This is a genomic window from Allobosea eneae (assembly GCF_042657265.1).
Lineage (GTDB): Bacteria > Pseudomonadota > Alphaproteobacteria > Rhizobiales > Beijerinckiaceae > Allobosea > Allobosea eneae.
On sequence record NZ_JBHSLW010000009.1, the window covers coordinates 40631 to 59862 of the forward strand.

Below are 19232 nucleotides of genomic sequence, written 5' to 3' on the forward strand. Positions count from 1 at the left end.
GCCGGATATGGCCTCGACCGCGCGCGAATTCCAGCGCGGCGAGATCAGGCGATCAACCTGGCCAGGAACACCACGACGATCGCGCCGATCGTCGCCGTGACGATCTGCGAGATCAGTGGATTGCCGATGCCGAGATTGATGCCGAGCGCCGAGAGCAGGAAGCTGCCGACGAAGGCGCCGATCAGGCCGGTGATGATGTAGCGGATCAACCCACCGCCACCCATGACGATGCTGGCGAGCCAGCCGGCGACGGCGCCGATGGCAATGGCGACGAGAATGGCACGAAGGTCCATGGTGATCTTCCCCAAGCAATGACGGCAAGATCACCGAGGCAATGTGAAGCGGATGTGAACGCTGCGACACTTTCCCGTCACTGCTACGAGCGGTGCGACGAAGCAATCCAGCGGCGGCTGAGCTCTATGCTCTGGATTGCTTCGTTTACGCTCGCAATCACGGAAGGACTCAGGCGTTCAGCACCTTGCCATAGGCGTCGAGCACGGCCTCCTTCATCGTCTCCGACAGGGTCGGATGCGGGAAGATGGTGTGCATCAGCTCTTCCTCGGTGGTCTCTAGGTTCATCGCCACGACGAAGCCCTGGATCAGCTCGGTCACTTCGGGACCAACCATATGCGCGCCGAGCAGCTTGCCGGTCTTGGCGTCAAACACCGTCTTGACCATGCCTGAGTCCTCGCCGAGCGCCACCGCCTTGCCGTTGGCGACGAAGTTGAAGCGGCCGACCTTGAGCTGGTGGCCGGCCTCCTTGGCCTTCGCCTCGGTCAGGCCGACGCTAGCGATCTGCGGATGGCAATAGGTGCAGCCCGGGATCATCGCCTTGTCCATCGGGTGCGGGTGCAGGCCCTTGATCGCCTCGACGCAGATCACCGCCTCATGCTCGGCCTTATGCGCCAGCATCGGTGGGCCGGCGACGTCGCCGATCGCATAGACGCCCTTCACATTGGTACGGCAGAGCCCGTCGATCGCGATCACGCCGCGGTCGAGCTTCACGCCGAGCGCCTCGAGGCCGAGATTCTCGACATTGGCGACGACGCCGACGGCCGAGATCATCCGTTCGGCGGTGATCGTCTGCTTGTTGCCCTTCTCGTCCTCGACATGGGCGGTGACGGAGTTCGCTCCCTTCTCGACCTTGGTGACCTTGGTCGAGGTCAGGATCTTCATGCCCTGCTTCTCGAAGGCTTTTCGCGCGAATGCACCGATCTCGGCATCCTCGACCGGGACGACCTGCGGCATGATCTCGACCACTGTCACCTCGGCGCCGAGCGTGCGATAGAAAGATGCGAACTCGATGCCGATCGCGCCGGAGCCCATCACCACCAGCGATTTCGGCATGGTCGGCGGCACCAGCGCCTCGAAATAGGTCCAGATCAGCTTGCCGTCAGGCTCGAGGCCCGGCAGGACGCGCGGGCGGGCACCGGTCGCGACGATGATATGGTCGGCGGTATAGGTGCCCTCGCCCTTGGCGCCCTTCGGGATCGGCCCCTGCGGCTGCATGGCCGGCTTCTTGGTCGGCGCGACGACGATGGTGTTGGCCTTGGTGAGCTTGGCCTCGCCCCAGATCACGTCGACCTTGTTCTTCTTCATCAGGAACTGGACGCCGTTGTTCATCCGGACCGCGATGCCGCGCGAGCGCTTCACCACCGCTTCCAGATCGGCCTTGAACGAGCCTTCGAGGGTCAGGCCGTAATCCTTGGCATGCTGGCCATAGTGCAGGATCTCGGCCGAGCGCAGCAGCGCCTTGGTCGGAATGCAGCCCCAGTTCGAGCAGATGCCGGCGAGGTGCTCGCGCTCGACGATCGCGGTCTTGAAGCCGAGCTGCGCCGCGCGGATCGCCGCGACATAGCCGCCGGGGCCGGAGCCGATGATGATGATGTCGTAGTCAGCCATGGCTAGCGCTCCTCCCCTCCCCCTTGTGGGGAGGGGTTGGGGGTGGGGGTGGTATGACTAGGTTCGAGATTGTTCGTCAGGGCGGCGAAGATCGTATCGACCACCATATCGGCGTCGGTCATCACTTGCCGGTTGGTGAAGCGCAAGACACGGAAGCCTTGGGATTCGAGCCAGGTGGAACGCTCTGCGTCATAACGAGCAGCGACGTCATGTCCGTGTTGGTCGCCATCCACCTCAATGACGAGATGAGCGCCGAAGCAGACGAAATCGACTACATACGACCCGAGCGCGACCTGCCGGCGAAAATGCCGCCCCTGTTGGGGCAAGCGCCTGCGGAGAAGCATCCAGAGGCGCTTCTCGGGTTGCGTCGGAGCGCGCCGAAGCGTCGGAGCATTGCGTTTGGCAGCGCCGCTCGCAATGCGATCCTTGGCTTGCACCCACGGCATCACACACTCCGCTACCGACAAGCGCTGCAGAACGACCCCCACCCCTGCCCCTCCCCACAAGGGGGAGGGGTTACCGCGTGCGCGGACGACCTGTCGCACTATCATCCCACGCGTCCGGCGATCCGCAGTGCCGGTCCGCGCGCCGGCAGCGGCAGGCCGAGCAGGCCGTCAACGACCGGCGCCAATGCCAGCCCGATGGCACGGGTGTTGTCGGCGTCGAGATGGATGCCGTCCTCGCCGGTCACGGTCGCAACCTTGGCTGCGTCGAAGAAGCTGGCGCCGATCTCGTCGGCGATGCGGCGATAATAGGTCGCCAGCAGCGCCATCTTCTCGGGCGCGCCCTCCATGAAGAAGTTGGCTTCGTGGTCGGGATCATCGGGCATGCGCACCACCGGCGGCGCGACGATCAGCACCTCCGGCACCGGCATGCCGGGCTCGACCGGGGGACGCTGCGCCACCTGCGCCAGCATGCGCATCGAGCGGGCGACGTCGTAGGGCGCCAGCGAGTGCTGGCGCTGGCAGTCATTGGTGCCGAGCATCAGGATGACGAGGTCGAGCGGTGCGTGGCACTCGATGAAGAGCGGCAGCAGCGAGATGCCGGAACGATAGGGGCGCAGCGGATCCTCGAGCGCGATCCGCCGGCCGTTGAGCCCCTCCTCGATCACCATGGCGTAGCCGCCGAGCGCCTTCTCAAGCACGCGCGGCCAGCGCACATCGTCGCCATGCCGCTCAGGCCGGTTGGCGATCCGGCCCCAGGTGAGGGAATCGCCGAAGGCGAGGATGCGGGCCTGGCGGGTCATCGCCGATTCCCATCAACCTTCGGCATCTGCCTTCCAGACCGGTCAATAGGTTCCCGCGAGCGGCTTGCGCGCGCGCAAACCGCGACATGGGAGCGGTCTGGAGCTGAGACGCTAGTGACGTAATCGAGCATCGAGTTCCTCCCTCGCAGTGTCGGTCACAGGAGATGGCCGGTAGCGGCCTTGACGCAATCTTCGTTGATCGTGGTGAACTGCTTGTCGGCTTCGCCGAACAGCTTAGCGAATTCGGGCTGCGAAAGCGTCGTCGCCTCGTTGGCGATCTGGTTGAGCTGCCAGGTGAGCGCCGAGTAGCGTTCACGCGCGACTTCGACGCGGAAATTCGCTAGAAACGTGCCCAGTGCGCCAAACTGGTAGACGAGTGCCCTGAGCTCGACTGCCGCCATGCCGTCAGAACCGGCCATGTTCGCCGCCTCCGCCTTCAGTCGGAAGCGAAAGAAGATTTCGATTAGCTCCTTGCAGGTTCGTAGACTCTCCGTCCGCAGGATGTTGCGCTGGACGCTGTCGATGCTGCGGGCATAGTTCAGATTCTGCAGCAGCGAGGCTCCGAGAGACAGCACCGCGATCACCATGGACACAACCGCGAGACGATTGCCGGCACTCGGGCTGCTGCGCTCACCGGGCATGGCGGCCTGCCGCTCTATACCAGCATCGCCATCGGTTTCTCGATATAGCCCTTGAAGGCCTGGAGCAGCTCGGCGCCGAGCGCGCCGTCGACGGCGCGGTGGTCGGTCGAGAGCGTAACCGACATCACGGTCGCGACCGCGAGCTGGCCGCCCTTGACGACGGCGCGTGGCTCGCCGGCGCCGACCGCCAGGATCGTCGCATGCGGCGGATTGATCACCGCGGCGAAGTCCTTGACGCCGAACATGCCGAGGTTCGAGACCGCCGTGGTGCCGCCCTGATATTCCTCGGGCTTCAGCTTGCGCGCTTTCGCCCGCGCCGCCATGTCCTTCATCTCGTTGGAGATCTGGCTCAGCGTCTTGTGGCAGGCGTCGCGCACGATCGGGGTGATCAGGCCGCCCGGGATCGACACTGCGACGCCGACATCGGCATGTTTATGCTTGAGCATGGCGCCGTCGGTCCAGGAGACGTTGGCGTCCGGCACGGCCTTGAGCGCCAGAGCGAGCGCCTTGATCACCATGTCGTTGACCGAGAGCTTGTAGGCCGGCTTGCCGTCCTTCTCCGGCGCTGCGGCATTGAGCTCCGCCCGCAGCTTCAGCAGCGCATCGAGCTCGCAGTCCAGCGTGACGTAGAAATGCGGGATGGTCTGCTTGGCTTCGGTCAGGCGGCGCGCGATCGTCTTGCGCATGCCGTCATGCGGGATCTCCTCATAGGAGCCCGGCGCGAACAGCTTCTTGGTCTGCTCGTCCGAGGGACCGGTCGCGAGCGGCGCGGCGGCGGGCCTGGGTGCAGCAGGAGCGCCGGCCGCGGCAGTGGCCGGCGCGGCCTTGGCCGCTCCGCCCTGCTTGGCGGCCGCGATGTCCTTCTCGACGATGCGCCCATGCGGGCCCGAGCCCTGGACCTTGCTAAGATCGATGCCGGCCTCCTTGGCGAGGCGGCGCGCTAGCGGCGAGGCGAAGGGGCGATCGCCCGAGACCGTTTTGCCAGCGGTGTTGAAGCCAGATTCGGCTGTGACCTGCGGCGTCGATTCAGGCTTGGCCTCCGCCTTCGGAGCGGGCGCTTCCGGCTTGGCGGCGTCGGCCTTGGGCACTTCCGCTTTCGGAGCTTCGGCCTTGGCGGGGGGCGAGACGCTCGTGGCGTCCTCGCCCTCGCCGGCGATCACGGCGATCACCTCGTTGACGGCGACGTCGGCCGTGCCCTCCGGCACGATGATCTTGGCCAGAATGCCCTCGTCGACCGCCTCGACCTCCATGGTCGCCTTGTCGGTCTCGATCTCGGCGATAATGTCGCCGGATTTGATCGTGTCGCCTTCCTTCTTCAGCCATTTGGCGAGATTGCCCTTCTCCATCGTCGGAGAAAGCGCGGGCATCAGGATGTTCACGGGCATGGCTGGAGGCTCGCTTTTTCCAATGCGATGAACAGCAAACGGCGGGCGACGCCCATGCCGAAGCTGACGGAGACGATGACGAAGGCGATATAGTCGAGATGCTCCAGCGCCGTGCCGGCCAGTGTCTTGCCGGCCATGAGTTCGGGCGCGAAAGCCTGGACGCTTTCCGGGACCAGCGTCAGCACGCCGGCTGCGGCGAGCACGAAGGCGAGCAGGTCGACACGATGCAGGTGGAGCCGCGTCGTGGCGAGGTCCGCCGGAGTCAATGGGCGATGCGCCAGCCGTTTCCGGGGCCGGACATAAGCATAGGCCGCCAGCCCCCCGATCGACGCGAGGCCGACCGAAACCAACATGGCTCCGATCGTCACCTGCATGACATCAGGCCCGGTAGCAGACGGCCTTGGCCGCCGCGACGACCTCGCCGATGTTCGGCAGCGCCAGCTTCTCGAGGTTGGCGGCGTAGGGCATCGGCACGTCCTTGCCGGTGACGCGCGCCACCGGGGCGTCGAGATAATCGAAGGCCGCTTCCATGATCTTCATGCCGATCTCGGCGGTGACGCCGGACTGCGGGAAGCCCTCCTCGACCGCGACACAGCGATTGGTTTTCTGCACCGATGCGATCACCGTTTCGATATCCATCGGCCGGATGGTGCGCAGATCGATGACCTCGGCCTCGATCCCCTCCTTGGCCAGCGCCTCGGCGGCGCCGAGCGCATAGGTCATGCCGATGCCGAAGGAGACGATGGTGACGTCGCTGCCAGGGCGCACGACCTTGGCCTTGCCGATGGGAATCGTGAAATCGTCGCCCTTCGGCACGTCGAAGGAGCGGCCGTAGAGGATCTCGTTCTCAAGGAAGATGATGGGGTTGGGATCGCGGATCGCGCTCTTTAGCAGACCCTTCGCATCCGAGGCACTGTAGGGCATCACCACCTTGAGGCCCGGAACGTTCGAGTACCAGGCGGCATAGTCGTGGCTGTGCTGCGCGCCGACACGCGCGGCTGCGCCGTTGGGACCGCGGAAGACGATCGGGCAGCCCATCTGGCCGCCGGACATGTAGAGCGTCTTGGCGGCCGAGTTGATGATGTGGTCGATCGCCTGCATGGCGAAATTGAAGGTCATGAACTCGACGATCGGCTTGAGGCCGGTCAGCGCCGCACCGACGCCGATGCCGGCGAAGCCGTGCTCGGTGATCGGGGTATCGATCACCCGGCGCGCGCCGAACTCCTGCAGCAGGCCCTGGGTGACCTTGTAGGCGCCTTGGTACTCGGCGACTTCCTCGCCCATGACGAAGACATCGGCGTCGCGCCGCATCTCCTCGGCCATGGCGTCGCGCAGCGCCTCGCGGACGGTCATGTGCACGATCTCGGCGCCGGCCGGGAACTCGGAGGAGGCGTCGTACGCCTTGGGCTGCGGCGGCGCGGCGACGGCCGACTCAGCTTTCGGCGCAGGCTCGACCTTGGGTGCTTCCGCCGTAGCGGCCGGCGGCGCGGATTCAGCAGCCTGTGGCGCCGGCTGCGCCTTGCCACCGTCACTCGTTGCGGCCGATACGTCTTCGCCGTCAGCGGCGATCACCGCGATCGGCGTGTTGACCGCGACGTTCTCGGTGCCATCGGCGATCAGTATCTTGGCGAGGACACCCTCATCGACCGCCTCGACCTCCATGGTCGCCTTGTCTGTCTCGATTTCGGCGATAATGTCGCCGGCCTTGATCTTGTCGCCCTCGGCTTTCAGCCATTTGGCGAGCTTGCCCTGTTCCATGGTCGGCGACAGGGCGGGCATCAGGATGTCGATCGGCATTTACACACCCGGAGTTCTGGAGCGGCCGCTAAGGCCTCGATGTCGGGAAAGGAGGCTAGGCGCGGCGTCAGGCCTGAGCCGGCTCCAGCAGGATGTCGGTGTAGAGCTCGGAGGCGTCCGGCTCCGGATCATGCGTCGCGAACTCGGCCGCGTCGTTGACGATCTCGCGCACCTTGGCGTCGATCGCCTTGAACTCGTCCTCGCCAAGCTTGTGCTCGCGCATCAGGCGGCCGCGCACCTGCTCGATCGGATCGTGCTCCTCGCGCATGCGCTGGACCTCGTCCTTGGAGCGGTACTTCGCCGGGTCGGACATCGAATGGCCGCGATAGCGGTAGGTTTGCATCTCCAGGATGTAAGGCCCCTTGCCGGAGCGGGCATGCTCAATGGCGCGGCTGGCGGCTTCGCGCACGGCGCGGACATCCATGCCGTCGACCTGTTCGCCGGGAATGCCGAACGAGACGCCGCGCTTGGAGAAATCGGTCTGGGCCGAGGCGCGGTTCACCGAAGTGCCCATGGCGTAGCGGTTGTTCTCGATCACGAACACGACCGGCAGCTTCCAGAGCTCGGCCATGTTGAAGCTCTCATAGACCTGACCCTGATTGGCGGCGCCATCGCCGAAATAGGCCATCGATACGCGCCCGTCCTGGCGGTACCAGTTGGCGAAGCCGAGGCCGGCGCCGAGCGAGACCTGGGCGCCGACGATGCCGTGGCCGCCATAGAAGTTCTTCTCGCGGCTGAACATGTGCATCGAGCCGCCCTTGCCGCGCGAATAGCCACCGCGCCGGCCGGTCAGCTCGGCCATCACGCCGCGCGATTCCATGCCGCAGGCGAGCATGTGGCCGTGGTCGCGATAGCCGGTGATGACCTGGTCGCCGTCCTTGGACGCCATCTGCATGCCGATGACCACGGCTTCCTGGCCGATATAAAGATGGCAGAAGCCGCCGATCAGGCCCATGCCGTACATCTGGCCGGCCTTCTCCTCGAAGCGGCGGATCAGCAGCATCTCGCGATAGGCGTGAAGCTCCTCCTCCTTGGTGAAGGTCGGAACGTTGGGGATCACCTTGGCCGCACCTTTCGGGGCGCTCCTGGCCGCGGTCTTTGCCGGCGCCTTTGCGCCAGCCTTCGCGGGCGCCCCTGCTTTCGTCTTCCGTGCGGCAATGGCCATGAACGGTTCTCCCCGAGCTCTCCTGCCTTGGTTGTAGAGGAAGCCCAAAGCCTTGGCGAGACGGGCATCTCGCACTGCAACATAGTCTAATGTATTGTAATACTTCGTATAATGAGATTTAACCGATTATAAGTTAATCGATCTTTCTGCGACTATTGGCGCAAGGAAAGCCGGCTCGAAGCCCGCTTGATCAGGCCGATGCGGGCCAAATGGGCAAAGCTGTTCCTTGCCTTGCGCCGACATCGCCGGGCCGACCGCGATCTCAAGCACTTTCGAGCGAAGCGGACACCGGCCCGCGTCAAGACAATGCGACGAGACAAGGACTTAGAGCGCTTGCGCGATTTGGAGAGGTGCGGAGATGCTCTGACTCCGCAGGATCGCCTCAGCGTCCCATGACGACGACGTCGTTGCGATGAACACGGCCGAGCATGGCCCGAGCCCTCTCTTCGAGCAGATCGCGATCCACTGCTTCGTCGCGCATCAGGTTCAGGCGCTTTTCCCAATCCTGCCGCTCGCTGGCCAGCTCCGCAAGCTCGTCATCCATCTCGCTGAGCTTCTCGCGCAATCCGCCGAGCGCCTCGAGGCCACGAGCGCCATGCTGGGCATGGAACAGAAAATAGCCGACCACTGCGCTCGACACGAGATAAAGCGCGAGCGTGATGAGGACGGAGCGGAGGCCGCGGCGAATGACCATGCGGCCACGTTAGAGTCGCTTGGTTGATGCAGCGTTAACGAAGCGCGCCGCGCCCGCCGGGACCGGGTCCGCAGTGCGAGCGGGGGGGCGAGCGCGCAGCGGTCCCCGCTCGTTCGTAACGGACGCGTAAGCATCAAAGCGCGAGCATGATCAGCGCCTGCACCCTGAACGCAAACGCCTTGCTCCAAGCGCTCCAGCACATCCGCGCGGCCGCCAAAGCCGCGCCGGTCCTTGCGTTCGTCGACCATCGTCGCGAACTCTGCCACCATGCGCCCGACGGAACGATGTTGACCGCCGCGCGCCAGCTGCCTATGTCAGCGCCCCAGTGAGGGCGGGTAGCTCAGTGGTAGAGCACGTGACTTTTAATCATGTGGTCGAGGGTTCGATCCCCTCCCCGCTCACCAACAAAATCAGGTACTTAGGAAGAATTTGAGGCCCTGGCTATAAAATTTGTAGCGACCTTGTAGCCAGAGCGCGGCACAAGCGCCTGCGGCGTATGGAACGCTGAACGCAGTCGAATCGTTTTCGTCTCGCAATCACGGAGAACGACGAAGATGTTTCGATTTCTCGCTGGGCAGGCCGTTGGCGCCTATCTGACAAAGCTCGCAACCAGCGGACGGTATTCTCGTGGTGTATCCACCATCCTAAGCCTCGTCGCGACCCGCATGGGCGGGCCGAGTGCGGCATTGGGAATGTGGGGCGTCCTATCCGCCCTGCTGCGTCGTGGCCGATAATGGATAGTCGATGAGCGCTGAACCGCGCCTGTCGTCACTTTCAGCCAGGCATAAGAGCCCGACATCGGTGGGCTGAAGACGGCCATCCGAGCCCGCTGTGCGAGCGGAAGCGGTTCAGGTCGAGCAGCTCGCATCCCAAGCTTTCGCAGATGGCGTTGTCGCAGACGTCGCCGACCGAACCGGTCGAGGGCCTGACGCCAGCGTCTTTGCAGCGGTTGCCGAAGGCCAGCGAGGTCTATCGCAAGCCCCGGACGCTATTCCGTTTGTCAAGCGGCGATGCGGGCGGCGTTGATCTCCTTATGGCGCTGCATGATGAGGGTGACGATCTCACGGGCGAGGTAGCGTTTGGAGCGGATGGCCGAGCTTGGAATGCCCATCGGCAATGCGCCTGGCGACGAACTTCCTCGTCCTCTGATTAGTCCTCAACCGACCGATCGCGATGATATGCGGGGCGCTATTGGCGCTGCTGTCGCCGCCGCGGTTCAGGCGATGCCGGACTGTCTTGCCGGAAGATGCCGGAACGGGACTGACACCGCAAACGCGGCGACGCTGGCTTTCGAGCGCATGCATTCTGGATTGTCGCCCGCGCCGAGGCAGGTTTGCCACGCCAGGCGTATTGGCCTGACGCGGAGACCTTGAAGAGGCGGGCCATGGTCTTGATCGGGAAGACGGCTTGGCGCGCCCTCATGAACCGGAAAACCCGCTCGGGTTCGTCTTGCTCTCCCGCGCGAACCAGGCTGCCGCCTTTGACAGGATATCGCGCTCCCGGCGCAGGCGCTGGTTCTCGCGGCGAAGGCGGATCAGTTCCTCGCGCTCGGCAGCGGTCGCGCCGTCGCTGCGTCTGCCGGCATCGCGATCAGCTTGATGGACCCAGTTCGCGATGGATTGCGCGGTCGGCTTGAACTCGCGCGACAGCTCTTGCCGCTGATCCGGGGTCGCAGGACGGTGCCCGGGCCGTTCTTGACCAGCGATTCACGAATCTCGCGCGCCGAGCCTATCGCCGTCAGGTCTTTGCGAAAGCCCGCGCTGGATATGGGGGCTGATCGGCATACAGGCTTCTCCGCAGGACGACGCCAGCATGAGGCAAGGCGAGAAGCCGGAAATCCTTCATTGGGATGGGCAGGGCGCTCCGCCGTACCATCTCAGCCCAGACGTTCGACGATGCCGCCCGGCTGCGTCCCACGAGGTTGCCGCGGCCTCCCGAAGGCGCGGCCTTCGGATGGCGCGATCTCCCCCGCGTAGCCATCGAGCTCCCAGCAGCGCCAGCGCTGGTAATCCGCCGCGGTCGCAGCCTCGGAGCAGGCCAGCCATTGCGACCGTTGCCAGAAGGCCGCGGAGGGGGCCGTCGTCGCGATCATGCCGACAGCGGCGAGGCCGAGACATATGAGATTCCTGCGCATCCTGTCAGGCTCCGAGCCGTCATGACGAGCCGCGAGAAAAGCGCACAGGCCTTACTGAAGCGCTAAGCCGACTTCCCTCGCGGGCCCCCCAATCCGTCAAACGGCAAGCGCATGCTCCCCATACGCGAACCAAAACGTCGCTTCCGCGTTGTCCAATCATCCCGCAGATGCGGAGACGATAGGAGGATACCGATGTACAAGCGTCACGTTGCACTGACGGCTATCGGCGGCGTCATGCTTGCTGCCGCCGCCGTTGCGCAGACCAGCTCGCCCTCGAACCAGCCGCCGAGCCCGCAGCCGACCTCGCCGTCGACGAGTGCGCCGGCAGCTCCGGCGCCTGCGGCCGAGACCGCCAAGGCCCCGGAAAACAATCTCGCCGGCCAGGGCAAATGGCGGGCGTCGAAATTGATGGGCGTCGACATTTATGGTCCCGACAACAAGAAGGTCGGCGACGTCACCGAAGTGGTGTTCGACAAGACCGGCAAGATCGAGCTGGTCACCGTCGGCGTCGGGGGCTTCCTCGGCATCGGCACGAAGGATGTCGCGATCCCCTTCGAGCAGGTGCAGTGGAGCGAGGAGCCGATGGTGACACCTGCGCCGGCCGGCGGGACAGGCGCGGGCGGCAGCACGGCGACGAACGCGGCGCCGTCCGCCAAGAAGGGCGCGGAGATGTATCCGGACCATGGTAAGATCACGATGACCAAGGAGCAGCTGACTTCTGCTCCCGCGGTGACCTACGCGGCCCGTTAATTGAGGTCGTTTTGCCAATGACAGCCCGCCCCTCACGGGGCGGGCTTTTTCCTGCCTGCCGGATCGTCGTAGAGCTGCGCCAATAGCTGTGGCAACGCTTCGGGCAGGTCGTCGGCGATGAGGCCCCTGCCGAGCTCCTCGCCGGCGCGGCCATGCAGCCAGACTGCCGCACAGGCCGCCTCAAAAGCCGGCATCTTCTGCGCCAGCAGGCCGGCGACGACGCCGCCGAGAACGTCGCCCGAACCGGCTGTCGCCAAAGCGGGCGACCCGGTCTCGTTGATCGCGGCCCGCCCATCGGGAGCTGCGATCACCGTGTCCGGGCCCTTGAGCACGACGACCGCTCCGGTCTGCGTGGCCGCCTGCCGCGCCCGCTGGAGCTTGCCGCGCGCCGCCGCAAAGCCCCCCGCTTCGCCGAACAGTCGCTTGAACTCGCCCTCATGCGGCGTCAGCACGGCAACGCCGGAGCGCCGGCTGAGCAGGTCGGCAAACCCCGGCTGCCGTGCCCCGATATGCGTGAGCGCATCGGCATCGAAGACGCAGGGCCAGCTCTGCCGTAATGCAACCTCCACCCAGGCGCACGCTTCGGCGTCGAGCCCGAGTGCGGGGCCGATCAGCACTGCGTCGAGCTTGCGGCTCCTCGATGCCGCCTCGAAGGCGGCCGCGTCCGCGGCGGCCGATTGCATCAGGGCGTCCGGGCCGCGCCCGGCATGAGCCGCCAATGCCTCCGGCCGGCAGATGATCGTCGCCAGGCCCGCGCCGATGCGCAGCGCCGCGCGCGCCCCCAGTCGTGGCGCTCCGACCCCGGACAGCCCGCCTGCTGCGATCGCCATCACGCCGCGGCCGTATTTGTGGACATCGGTCGCGTGGTCGGGGAGTTGAGAGCGCCACAGCGCCGGACCGTTGCGGAAAGCGGATGGCGCGATTCCGCCCGGCGCGAAGACAACCTCGGGCCGGATGCCGATGTCCGCCAGCGTGAGCACGCCGCAGAGTGCCCGGCCGGGATGCAGCAGATGGCCGGGCTTCAGCCGGAAGAAGGTCACGGTCTCATCGGCGCGAACGGCGGGGCCTTCGGTGAGGCCGGTGTCGCCATGGACGCCGCTCGGCACGTCGACCGCGATGACGGTTCGCCCTGCCGCGTCGACGCGCTCGATCAGGACCGCGGTCTCGCCGGAGATCGGTCGGCTGAGGCCGGCGCCGAACAGTGCGTCGATCACGAGATCATGCCGAGCCGGCTCTACACCCCCGCTCGTCTCGATCGCTCCGGTCCAGCGCTCTGCCGCCAGCGCGGCGTCTCCGTCGAGGGCCGCCCGCTTTCCGGCGAGCGCCAGCGTCACGTGACAACCGCGCTCCGCCAGGAGACGAGCCGCAACAAAGCCGTCGCCGCCGTTGTTGCCGGGGCCGCAAAGGACCAGGACGCGGGCTCCAGGGCGGACGCGCCGCGTCACCGCGTCGGCGACGGCCCTGCCCGCCTTTTCCATCAGGACAATGCCAGGCATGCCGGCGGCGATCGTCGCCGCATCCGCCCGCGCCATCTCGGCGACGCTGAGCAAAGCAAGGGCGGCGGGAGGCGACACAGTCATGCGCGGATTGTCAGTCAGCCCGAGGACAGGGGCAAGAACCAGCGCGGGAATTGTGATTGCACGCGTTATGGGCAGATGCATAATTTTTGGACGGTTTTTCGCCTGCTCAACAGGCGGTTTGCCCCGGGGGGCGTCATGGCGGCCCGCCTGCGCCGATGCTATGAGCAGTTCAGGCGAGGTTTTGTCGGACGCGCCGAGTTGATCCGGGCCGGCCGCCATGGTCAGAACGGAAGAAGGCTGCGTACAGTGCTGTAAGCTCACGCCACGGAGGTCGGTCGGCGCATGAAGAAGATCGAAGCGATCATCAAGCCCTTCAAGCTCGACGAGGTGAAGGAGGCGCTGCAGGAGGTCGGCCTCCAGGGCATCACGGTGCTCGAGGCGAAGGGTTTTGGCCGCCAGAAGGGCCATACCGAGCTCTATCGAGGCGCCGAATACGTGGTCGACTTCCTGCCGAAGGTGAAGATCGAGATCGTGCTGGCCGACGACATGGTCGAGCGTGCGATCGAAGCGATCAAGAAGGCCGCCCAGACCGGCCGGATCGGCGATGGCAAGATTTTTGTATCGAGCGTGGAGGGGGCGATCCGCATCCGTACCGGCGAGTCCGGCGCGGACGCGATCTGAGGAATTTCCCCAACAGCCAATGAATGCGTGCGCCGGCGGAGCTCCGCAGGCAACGTCTGTCGTGAGACCCTAGCAGTCGACAAAGGAAGTCGTGAGATGAAGAACGCCAAAGAGGTCCTGAAGGCGATCAAGGACAATGACGTGAAATACGTCGACTTCCGCTTCACCGATCCGCGTGGCAAGTGGCAGCATGTCACCTTCGACGTCTCGATGATCGACGAGGAGATTTTCGCCGAAGGCACGATGTTCGACGGTTCCTCGATCGCCGGCTGGAAGGCAATCAACGAGTCCGACATGCTGCTGATGCCCGATCCGTCGACGGCCTGCATCGACCCGTTCTTCTCGGCCTCGACCATGGTCATCAACTGCGACGTGCTCGAGCCGGCGACCGGCGAGCCCTATAGCCGCGACCCGCGCGGCATGGCCAAGAAGGCCGAGGCGTACCTCAAGTCGACCGGCATCGGCGATACCGTCTATGTCGGCCCCGAAGCCGAATTCTTTGTCTTCGACGACGTCAAGTTCTCGGCCGACCCGTACAACACCGGCTTCAAGCTCGACAGCGTCGAGCTGCCGATCAACGGCCAGACCGAATACGAAGGCGGCAATCTCGGCCACCGCATCGCGATCAAGGGCGGCTACTTCCCGGTTCCGCCGCAGGATTCTGCGCAGGACATGCGCGGCGAGATGCTCGCTGCCATGGCGGCGATGGGCGTCAAGGTCGAGAAGCATCACCACGAGGTCGCCTCGGCCCAGCACGAACTCGGCATGAAGTTCGACACGCTGACGCATATGGCGGACCAGATGCAGGTCTATAAGTACGCCATCCACAATGTCGCCCAGAGCTACGGCAAGACCGCGACCTTCATGCCCAAGCCCGTCTATGGCGACAACGGCTCGGGCATGCACGTCCACCTGTCGATCTGGAAGGGTGGCAAGCCGCTCTTCGCCGGCAACAAGTACGCCGACCTGTCGCAGGAGTGCCTGTGGTTCATCGGAGGCGTGATCAAGCACGCCAAGGCGCTGAACGCCTTCACCAACCCGTCGACCAACTCCTACAAGCGTCTTGTTCCGGGCTATGAGGCGCCGGTTCTGCTCGCCTATTCGGCGCGCAACCGCTCGGCCTCCTGCCGTATCCCGTGGACGACCTCGCCGAAGGCCAAGCGCGTCGAGGTCCGCTTCCCCGATCCGATGGCGAATCCCTATCTCGCCTTCGCCGCGCTGACGATGGCCGGCCTTGACGGCATCCTCAACAAGATCGATCCCGGCCCGGCGATGGACAAGGACCTTTACGACCTGCCGCCGCGCGAGCTGAAGAAGATCCCGACCGTCTGCGGCTCGCTGCGCGAGGCGCTCGATGCGCTGAAGAAGGACAACGCCTTCCTCAAGGCCGGCGGCGTCTTCACCGACGACTTCATCGAGAGCTATATCGAGCTGAAGATGCAGGACGTCGCGCGCTTCGAGATGACGCCGCACCCGGTCGAATTCACGATGTACTATTCCTACTGAGCCTTTACCGGCCGAGCTTTCGGCTCGGCCAGGATTTCCTCCCGACTGCGGCGATCCGCAGTCCACCTTGTAAACCGGGGCGGCGACGCCCCGGTTTTTTATTCGTTAGCGCCATCGGCGCCCTTTTCGGCAATCGCCTTTACCGGCTGGCAGAGTTTTCGCAGTAAGCAGTCTGCGATCCGTCAGCTTCCGGAGCGCCGCAATGGCTCCTACCCCGTCCGCCATCGCTTTCGACCGCTCGGCCGGCCGCCTCGTCGCCGGCAGCCTCGGCACCCGAACCCTGGTCGGCGCGCTCGATGTCTATGGCGCGCTTTCCCGCCCCCTGCAGCAGCGCGGGCTCTACAAGGCTTGCCGGCTGGTCGGCCGCGTCGCTTGGAGCGGACGGACCGCGACCATCGCGCTCGGCCCCGGCGCGCAGATCAGCTTTCCTGCCAGCGATCCCTACTGGAACCGGATGCTGCTGCGCTCCTACGACCATGAGCCGGAGCTGGCGCGCCTGCTGCGCTCGCTGGCCGGCGTCGACTACGGATTCGTCGATTGCGGCGCCAATATCGGCTACTGGTCGATCTTCGTCGCCTCCCGCACCGGCGGCGGCAAGCCGGTCCTCGCGATCGAAGCCTCTGCCTCCACCTATGCCCGCCTGGCCGCCAACGCCGCGCCGCATGCGGACAAGATCGAGACCATCCATCGCGCCATTTTCGATCGTTCCGGCATCGAGGTCAGGCTCAATGCCGAGGCGCATGAGGCCAGGGGCATCGCAGCCGAGGGCGAAGCCTCGAACGGCGAGATCGTGATCTCGACCTCGATCGATGATCTGCTGGATCAGCGCGGCTGGGCGAAGCGCCGGCTCGTGGTCAAGCTTGACGTTGAAGACGTCGAGCGCGAGGCCTTGGCCGGGATGGAGCAGGCGCTCCGCAAGGGTGCGCTGGTGATCTACGAGGATCACGGCTCCGACCCGACGCATGCCCTGACCCGGCACATCATCGCGGAGCGCGGGCTTGCCGTGCATCTGCTGCTCGACGATCGCACGGTTCCGATCACGAAGGCCGACGAGCTCGACGCCTACAAATGCGATCGCACCAAAGGCTACAATTTGATCGCCCTCCGCGATCCGAAGCAATGGCCTGAAGTCTCGCTATAGGTGCGCCGATGTCACGCCGTCGGGACGCACCGACAGCCATACCGGCAACCGCCGTTCCCCTGCTCGAGAATCTTCAAGTCTGCCGGGCCTTCGCGGCGATCACCGTCGTCATCGGCCATGCCCTGCACGATGCCGGGGTCGTCGCCGCCGGCCGAGGCGTCGGGGCGCCTGGCCTCAAGCTGGACTGGACCTTCGGCGTCGACGTTTTCTTCGTCATCTCCGGCTTCATCATGGTCTATGTCTCGGGCAGGAATTTCGCCAAGCCGGGAGCGGCCTGGCAGTTCCTGCGCCGCCGGCTGATCCGGATCGTCCCGCTCTATTGGGCGTTGACGACGCTCCTGCTGATCACCGGGCTGCTCCTCCCGCAATTGCTCACAATCCCCGTCGGCTCGCTGTCCTATATCGTCAGCTCCTATCTTTTCATCCCCGAATGGCGCGTCGGCGCGCCGGTGGCGGAAATCCGCCCACTCCTGGCGCTCGGCTGGACCCTGAACTACGAGATGCTGTTCTACGTCGCGCTAGCGGGTGTGATGTTCCTGCCCGCGAAGCGAGCGATCGCGGTCCTGAGCGTGCTGTTTGCCGCAGCGGTGACGGCGCGCTTCGCCTTTGACATCCAGCAGACCCAGCTGATGTTCTGGAGCGATCCGATCATCCTGGAATTCTTGATGGGCTGCTATCTGGCGCTGGCTCGCCAGGCCGGCTGGCGCCTGCCCGCGCCAGCGGCGTTGCTCCTGGCCACGGCGGGGATCGTTGGGTCCGTGCTGAATTCCGGCAGTGCGGCGGAACTGCGCCCGCTTGTGGTGGGGCTACCCGCCCTGATGCTCGTCGCCGCTGCGGCACTCGGACCGAGCTTGCCGAGACTGGCGCCGACGCGCATCGCGATCCTGCTCGGCGACGCATCCTATGCGCTCTATCTCAGCCACCCGCTGGTCATCCGCTCGCTGCGCGAGGTCTGGCTGAAGCTCGCCGATCCCGCCTGGCCCCTCTGGGTCTATGCCGTGCTGTGCGTCGTGGCGGCATCGCTGGCGGCGATCCCGATCTACCTACTGTTCGAGCAGCCGATGACGCGGCTGCTGCAGGGCAAAGCGAAAGGTCGGCCGGAGGCACCGGAAGATCCAGCGACCGTCTCGCCTCAGGCCGCGGCGGTGAGCACCGGCCGGTAGGCCTCGATCAGCCGCCGGACGTGACGCTGCATCGTCAGGGGGTCGTCCCAATAGCGGCGATAGGCAGCTGCCCCCATGCGCGCGGCGGCGTTGTCGTCAATCAATCGACCCAGGGCTTTAGCCAACCCTGTCCTGTCGCCACCTTCGACCAGGATCCCGTCTTCGCCGTCCTCGATCCAGCTCGCAGGGCCGGTGGTCCGCGAGAGCACGACCGGCACGCCGAGCGAACGCGCCTCGGCGATCACCAGCGGGCCCGGCTCGTACCAGAGCGAGGGCAGCACGAGGCAGCGTGCCGCCGCGATCTCGTCGAAGACCTGTTCGGCCGGAACCCAGCCGCGGATTTCGGCCTGAGGATTGAGACGGGCGATCTCCTCAGCGAGCGGCCCCTCGCCAACGAACCGCACGGGCATGCCGGCATCCTGCGCGGCAAGGGCGAGGATGTCGCCGGCCTTCTCCTGCGTGAAGCGCCCGAGAAACAACGCGTGGCGGTTCTTCGCCACGTCGACGGGGCGGCGCTTCTGCGCCTCCATCATGTTCTCGACCACGGCATGCTGGGCCTGCTTCGGCAGGAAGGGCTCGGCAAAACGGCGGGCGAAGTCGCTGACATGAATGAAGAGCGGTGCGCGGAGCTTGCGCATCGCCTCGTCCGAACGCCATTGCCGGGCGACGCGCACGAGCTTGTGGATATAGGAGGCACGGTCACAATTGGCGGTGATGCAGCCGACGGACATCGGCGTCTGCTGGCAGGGCGCTCCGGCCTTGAAATCAAAATAGCCGCCGACCGGGCAGAAGGAGAAGTAGTCGTGCATGGTGATTGCGACGGGCAGGCCGCTTTCGCCGGCAGCCGCGATGGCAGCCGGGCTGAAGGCCTTGGTCCATTGATGCAGGTGCACAAGCGTCTCGCCGCGCGGCTGGCGCGCGAGAAGGTCGGTCAGGAAAGCATGGGCGGGAGTGTTCCAGATACCCTGCCGAGCGGCCGCCACCTTGTTGCCGACCTGCCAGATCTCTTCGCCTGGGTAGAGCTCGACACTGATCAGCGGGTGATCCAACCGCTCGGACACCGGGCCAATCGCACAGGCGAAGACGATCTCGACGCCGGCCTCGGCAAGCCCGCGTGCACTCTCGATCGCGACCTTGGCGGCGCCGCCATTGACCGAGCCGAAATCGCTGACGATGACCACGCGCATTGCAGAGAGCCCCCCACCGAGGCTCTTCTAGCGTTCAAAGATTGAGGAAGCGCTGACAGCGCCTCAACGCAAGGCGACGAGCGCCAGGCCGATCAGCGCGACGATGGCGGCGGCCCACCAGAGCCGGCGCAATTGCGCGGCTTCCGCATCTCGTCGCAATTCGAGGCCGGAGCATTCCTCATAAGCAAAGGCTTCACCGGCAAAGCGCGCGGCCCGTTCGAGGCCAGCGATACAGACCTTCGGTACTGCGGAACGCGACGCCACGTGACCTTCCCCCCTGAAGCCAGCTTAGCCGAATACGCGACCGGAACCAGTTACGA

Annotated in this window: 19 protein-coding genes, 1 tRNA gene and 1 pseudogene; 6 read left to right on the forward strand and 15 right to left on the reverse strand. The window is 65.5% G+C overall.

The window, feature by feature from the left end; all coding sequences use genetic code 11:
* Positions 1–44: 44 nt before the first annotated feature.
* The 10 genes from ACFPOB_RS06510 to ACFPOB_RS06555 all read right to left on the reverse strand — a co-directional run bounded on the left by ACFPOB_RS06510 (position 45) and on the right by ACFPOB_RS06555 (position 8830).
* On the reverse strand, positions 45–293 hold the full coding sequence (locus ACFPOB_RS06510) for a GlsB/YeaQ/YmgE family stress response membrane protein (protein WP_092153861.1): 249 nt from the start codon (positions 291–293) through the stop codon (positions 45–47).
* A 169-nt stretch (positions 294–462) separates the two neighbouring features.
* Positions 463–1902 carry a dihydrolipoyl dehydrogenase gene (gene lpdA / locus ACFPOB_RS06515; protein ID WP_377796860.1) on the reverse strand — a complete coding sequence of 480 codons (1440 nt, stop codon included), beginning with the start codon at positions 1900–1902 and terminating at the stop codon, positions 463–465.
* A 2-nt stretch (positions 1903–1904) separates the two neighbouring features.
* Positions 1905–2348, reverse strand: coding sequence for an endonuclease domain-containing protein (locus ACFPOB_RS06520; RefSeq protein ID WP_377796862.1), 444 nt, complete (start codon positions 2346–2348; stop codon positions 1905–1907).
* A 101-nt stretch (positions 2349–2449) separates the two neighbouring features.
* A complete protein-coding gene (locus ACFPOB_RS06525) occupies positions 2450–3148 on the reverse strand; it encodes an SGNH/GDSL hydrolase family protein (protein ID WP_377796864.1) in 699 nt (232 codons plus the stop codon).
* 155 nt (positions 3149–3303) lie between these two features.
* Positions 3304–3789: a hypothetical protein gene (locus ACFPOB_RS06530; RefSeq protein WP_377796866.1), complete on the reverse strand. Its 486-nt coding sequence runs from the start codon at positions 3787–3789 to the stop codon at positions 3304–3306.
* A 14-nt stretch (positions 3790–3803) separates the two neighbouring features.
* Entirely contained in the window at positions 3804–5174 is a 1371-nt protein-coding gene (locus tag ACFPOB_RS06535) for a pyruvate dehydrogenase complex dihydrolipoamide acetyltransferase (protein WP_377796868.1), read from the reverse strand.
* Positions 5165–5527 (reverse strand): hypothetical protein, encoded by a 363-nt coding sequence (locus ACFPOB_RS06540; RefSeq protein WP_377796870.1) that lies wholly within the window; start codon positions 5525–5527, stop codon positions 5165–5167. The genes ACFPOB_RS06535 and ACFPOB_RS06540 overlap by 10 nt, the downstream gene beginning before the upstream one ends.
* A 25-nt stretch (positions 5528–5552) precedes the next feature.
* A complete protein-coding gene (locus ACFPOB_RS06545) occupies positions 5553–6971 on the reverse strand; it encodes a pyruvate dehydrogenase complex E1 component subunit beta (RefSeq protein ID WP_377796872.1) in 1419 nt (472 codons plus the stop codon).
* Positions 6972–7038: 67 nt separating this feature from the next.
* Positions 7039–8136, reverse strand: coding sequence for a pyruvate dehydrogenase (acetyl-transferring) E1 component subunit alpha (gene pdhA, locus ACFPOB_RS06550; protein ID WP_377796874.1), 1098 nt, complete (start codon positions 8134–8136; stop codon positions 7039–7041).
* A 382-nt stretch (positions 8137–8518) separates the two neighbouring features.
* Entirely contained in the window at positions 8519–8830 is a 312-nt protein-coding gene (locus ACFPOB_RS06555) for an FtsB family cell division protein (protein WP_377796875.1), read from the reverse strand.
* 329 nt (positions 8831–9159) lie between these two features.
* Between ACFPOB_RS06555 and ACFPOB_RS06560 the strand changes: the two genes are divergently transcribed.
* A tRNA-Lys gene (locus ACFPOB_RS06560) sits at positions 9160–9234 on the forward strand.
* Positions 9235–9830: 596 nt separating this feature from the next.
* Here the strand turns inward: ACFPOB_RS06560 and ACFPOB_RS06565 are convergent.
* Positions 9831–10172, reverse strand: a pseudogene (locus ACFPOB_RS06565) (transposase); the annotation flags it as partial.
* A 534-nt stretch (positions 10173–10706) separates the two neighbouring features.
* On the reverse strand, positions 10707–10964 hold the full coding sequence (locus ACFPOB_RS06570) for a hypothetical protein (RefSeq protein WP_377796877.1): 258 nt from the start codon (positions 10962–10964) through the stop codon (positions 10707–10709).
* 192 nt (positions 10965–11156) lie between these two features.
* Between ACFPOB_RS06570 and ACFPOB_RS06575 the strand changes: the two genes are divergently transcribed.
* The gene (locus ACFPOB_RS06575) at positions 11157–11714 is read left to right on the forward strand and encodes a PRC-barrel domain-containing protein (RefSeq protein WP_377796879.1); all 558 of its coding nucleotides are present in this window, start codon (positions 11157–11159) and stop codon (positions 11712–11714) included.
* 32 nt (positions 11715–11746) lie between these two features.
* Here the strand turns inward: ACFPOB_RS06575 and ACFPOB_RS06580 are convergent, their stop codons facing one another.
* A complete protein-coding gene (locus ACFPOB_RS06580) occupies positions 11747–13294 on the reverse strand; it encodes an NAD(P)H-hydrate dehydratase (RefSeq protein ID WP_377796881.1) in 1548 nt (515 codons plus the stop codon).
* Positions 13295–13576: 282 nt separating this feature from the next.
* Between ACFPOB_RS06580 and ACFPOB_RS06585 the strand changes: the two genes are divergently transcribed.
* The 4 genes from ACFPOB_RS06585 (at position 13577) to ACFPOB_RS06600 (ending at position 17725) form a co-directional block, all read left to right on the forward strand.
* Positions 13577–13915, forward strand: a complete 339-nt coding sequence (locus tag ACFPOB_RS06585) for a P-II family nitrogen regulator (protein ID WP_057192756.1) — start codon at positions 13577–13579, stop codon at positions 13913–13915.
* Positions 13916–14011: 96 nt separating this feature from the next.
* Positions 14012–15421: a type I glutamate--ammonia ligase gene (glnA, locus tag ACFPOB_RS06590; RefSeq protein ID WP_092153837.1), complete on the forward strand. Its 1410-nt coding sequence runs from the start codon at positions 14012–14014 to the stop codon at positions 15419–15421.
* A 202-nt stretch (positions 15422–15623) separates the two neighbouring features.
* A complete protein-coding gene (locus ACFPOB_RS06595; RefSeq protein ID WP_377796883.1) occupies positions 15624–16562 on the forward strand; it encodes an FkbM family methyltransferase in 939 nt (312 codons plus the stop codon).
* Positions 16563–16570: 8 nt separating this feature from the next.
* Positions 16571–17725 (forward strand): acyltransferase family protein, encoded by a 1155-nt coding sequence (locus tag ACFPOB_RS06600; RefSeq protein WP_377796885.1) that lies wholly within the window; start codon positions 16571–16573, stop codon positions 17723–17725.
* Here the strand turns inward: ACFPOB_RS06600 and ACFPOB_RS06605 are convergent.
* Complete coding sequence (locus tag ACFPOB_RS06605; protein ID WP_377796886.1) at positions 17695–18912, reverse strand: glycosyltransferase family 4 protein; 1218 nt, start codon at positions 18910–18912, stop codon at positions 17695–17697. The two genes, ACFPOB_RS06600 and ACFPOB_RS06605, sit on opposite strands and share 31 nt — an antisense overlap.
* A 63-nt stretch (positions 18913–18975) precedes the next feature.
* Positions 18976–19176: a hypothetical protein gene (locus ACFPOB_RS06610; protein WP_377796888.1), complete on the reverse strand. Its 201-nt coding sequence runs from the start codon at positions 19174–19176 to the stop codon at positions 18976–18978.
* Positions 19177–19232 lie beyond the last annotated feature (56 nt).

Bases quoted from the DNA above. Each gene is read 5' to 3' on its own strand.
- ACFPOB_RS06510 (WP_092153861.1), bottom strand. From the start codon at position 293: ATGGACCTTCGTGCCATTCTCGTCGCCATTGCCATCGGCGCCGTCGCC.
- lpdA (WP_377796860.1), bottom strand. From the start codon at position 1,902: ATGGCTGACTACGACATCATCATCATCGGCTCCGGCCCCGGCGGCTAT.
- ACFPOB_RS06520 (WP_377796862.1), bottom strand. From the start codon at position 2,348: ATGCCGTGGGTGCAAGCCAAGGATCGCATTGCGAGCGGCGCTGCCAAA.
- ACFPOB_RS06525 (WP_377796864.1), bottom strand. From the start codon at position 3,148: ATGACCCGCCAGGCCCGCATCCTCGCCTTCGGCGATTCCCTCACCTGG.
- ACFPOB_RS06530 (WP_377796866.1), bottom strand. From the start codon at position 3,789: ATGCCCGGTGAGCGCAGCAGCCCGAGTGCCGGCAATCGTCTCGCGGTT.
- ACFPOB_RS06535 (WP_377796868.1), bottom strand. From the start codon at position 5,174: ATGCCCGTGAACATCCTGATGCCCGCGCTTTCTCCGACGATGGAGAAG.
- ACFPOB_RS06540 (WP_377796870.1), bottom strand. From the start codon at position 5,527: ATGTTGGTTTCGGTCGGCCTCGCGTCGATCGGGGGGCTGGCGGCCTAT.
- ACFPOB_RS06545 (WP_377796872.1), bottom strand. From the start codon at position 6,971: ATGCCGATCGACATCCTGATGCCCGCCCTGTCGCCGACCATGGAACAG.
- pdhA (WP_377796874.1), bottom strand. From the start codon at position 8,136: ATGGCCATTGCCGCACGGAAGACGAAAGCAGGGGCGCCCGCGAAGGCT.
- ACFPOB_RS06555 (WP_377796875.1), bottom strand. From the start codon at position 8,830: ATGGTCATTCGCCGCGGCCTCCGCTCCGTCCTCATCACGCTCGCGCTT.
- ACFPOB_RS06570 (WP_377796877.1), bottom strand. From the start codon at position 10,964: ATGCGCAGGAATCTCATATGTCTCGGCCTCGCCGCTGTCGGCATGATC.
- ACFPOB_RS06575 (WP_377796879.1), top strand. From the start codon at position 11,157: ATGTACAAGCGTCACGTTGCACTGACGGCTATCGGCGGCGTCATGCTT.
- ACFPOB_RS06580 (WP_377796881.1), bottom strand. From the start codon at position 13,294: ATGACTGTGTCGCCTCCCGCCGCCCTTGCTTTGCTCAGCGTCGCCGAG.
- ACFPOB_RS06585 (WP_057192756.1), top strand. From the start codon at position 13,577: ATGAAGAAGATCGAAGCGATCATCAAGCCCTTCAAGCTCGACGAGGTG.
- glnA (WP_092153837.1), top strand. From the start codon at position 14,012: ATGAAGAACGCCAAAGAGGTCCTGAAGGCGATCAAGGACAATGACGTG.
- ACFPOB_RS06595 (WP_377796883.1), top strand. From the start codon at position 15,624: ATGGCTCCTACCCCGTCCGCCATCGCTTTCGACCGCTCGGCCGGCCGC.
- ACFPOB_RS06600 (WP_377796885.1), top strand. From the start codon at position 16,571: ATGTCACGCCGTCGGGACGCACCGACAGCCATACCGGCAACCGCCGTT.
- ACFPOB_RS06605 (WP_377796886.1), bottom strand. From the start codon at position 18,912: ATGCGCGTGGTCATCGTCAGCGATTTCGGCTCGGTCAATGGCGGCGCC.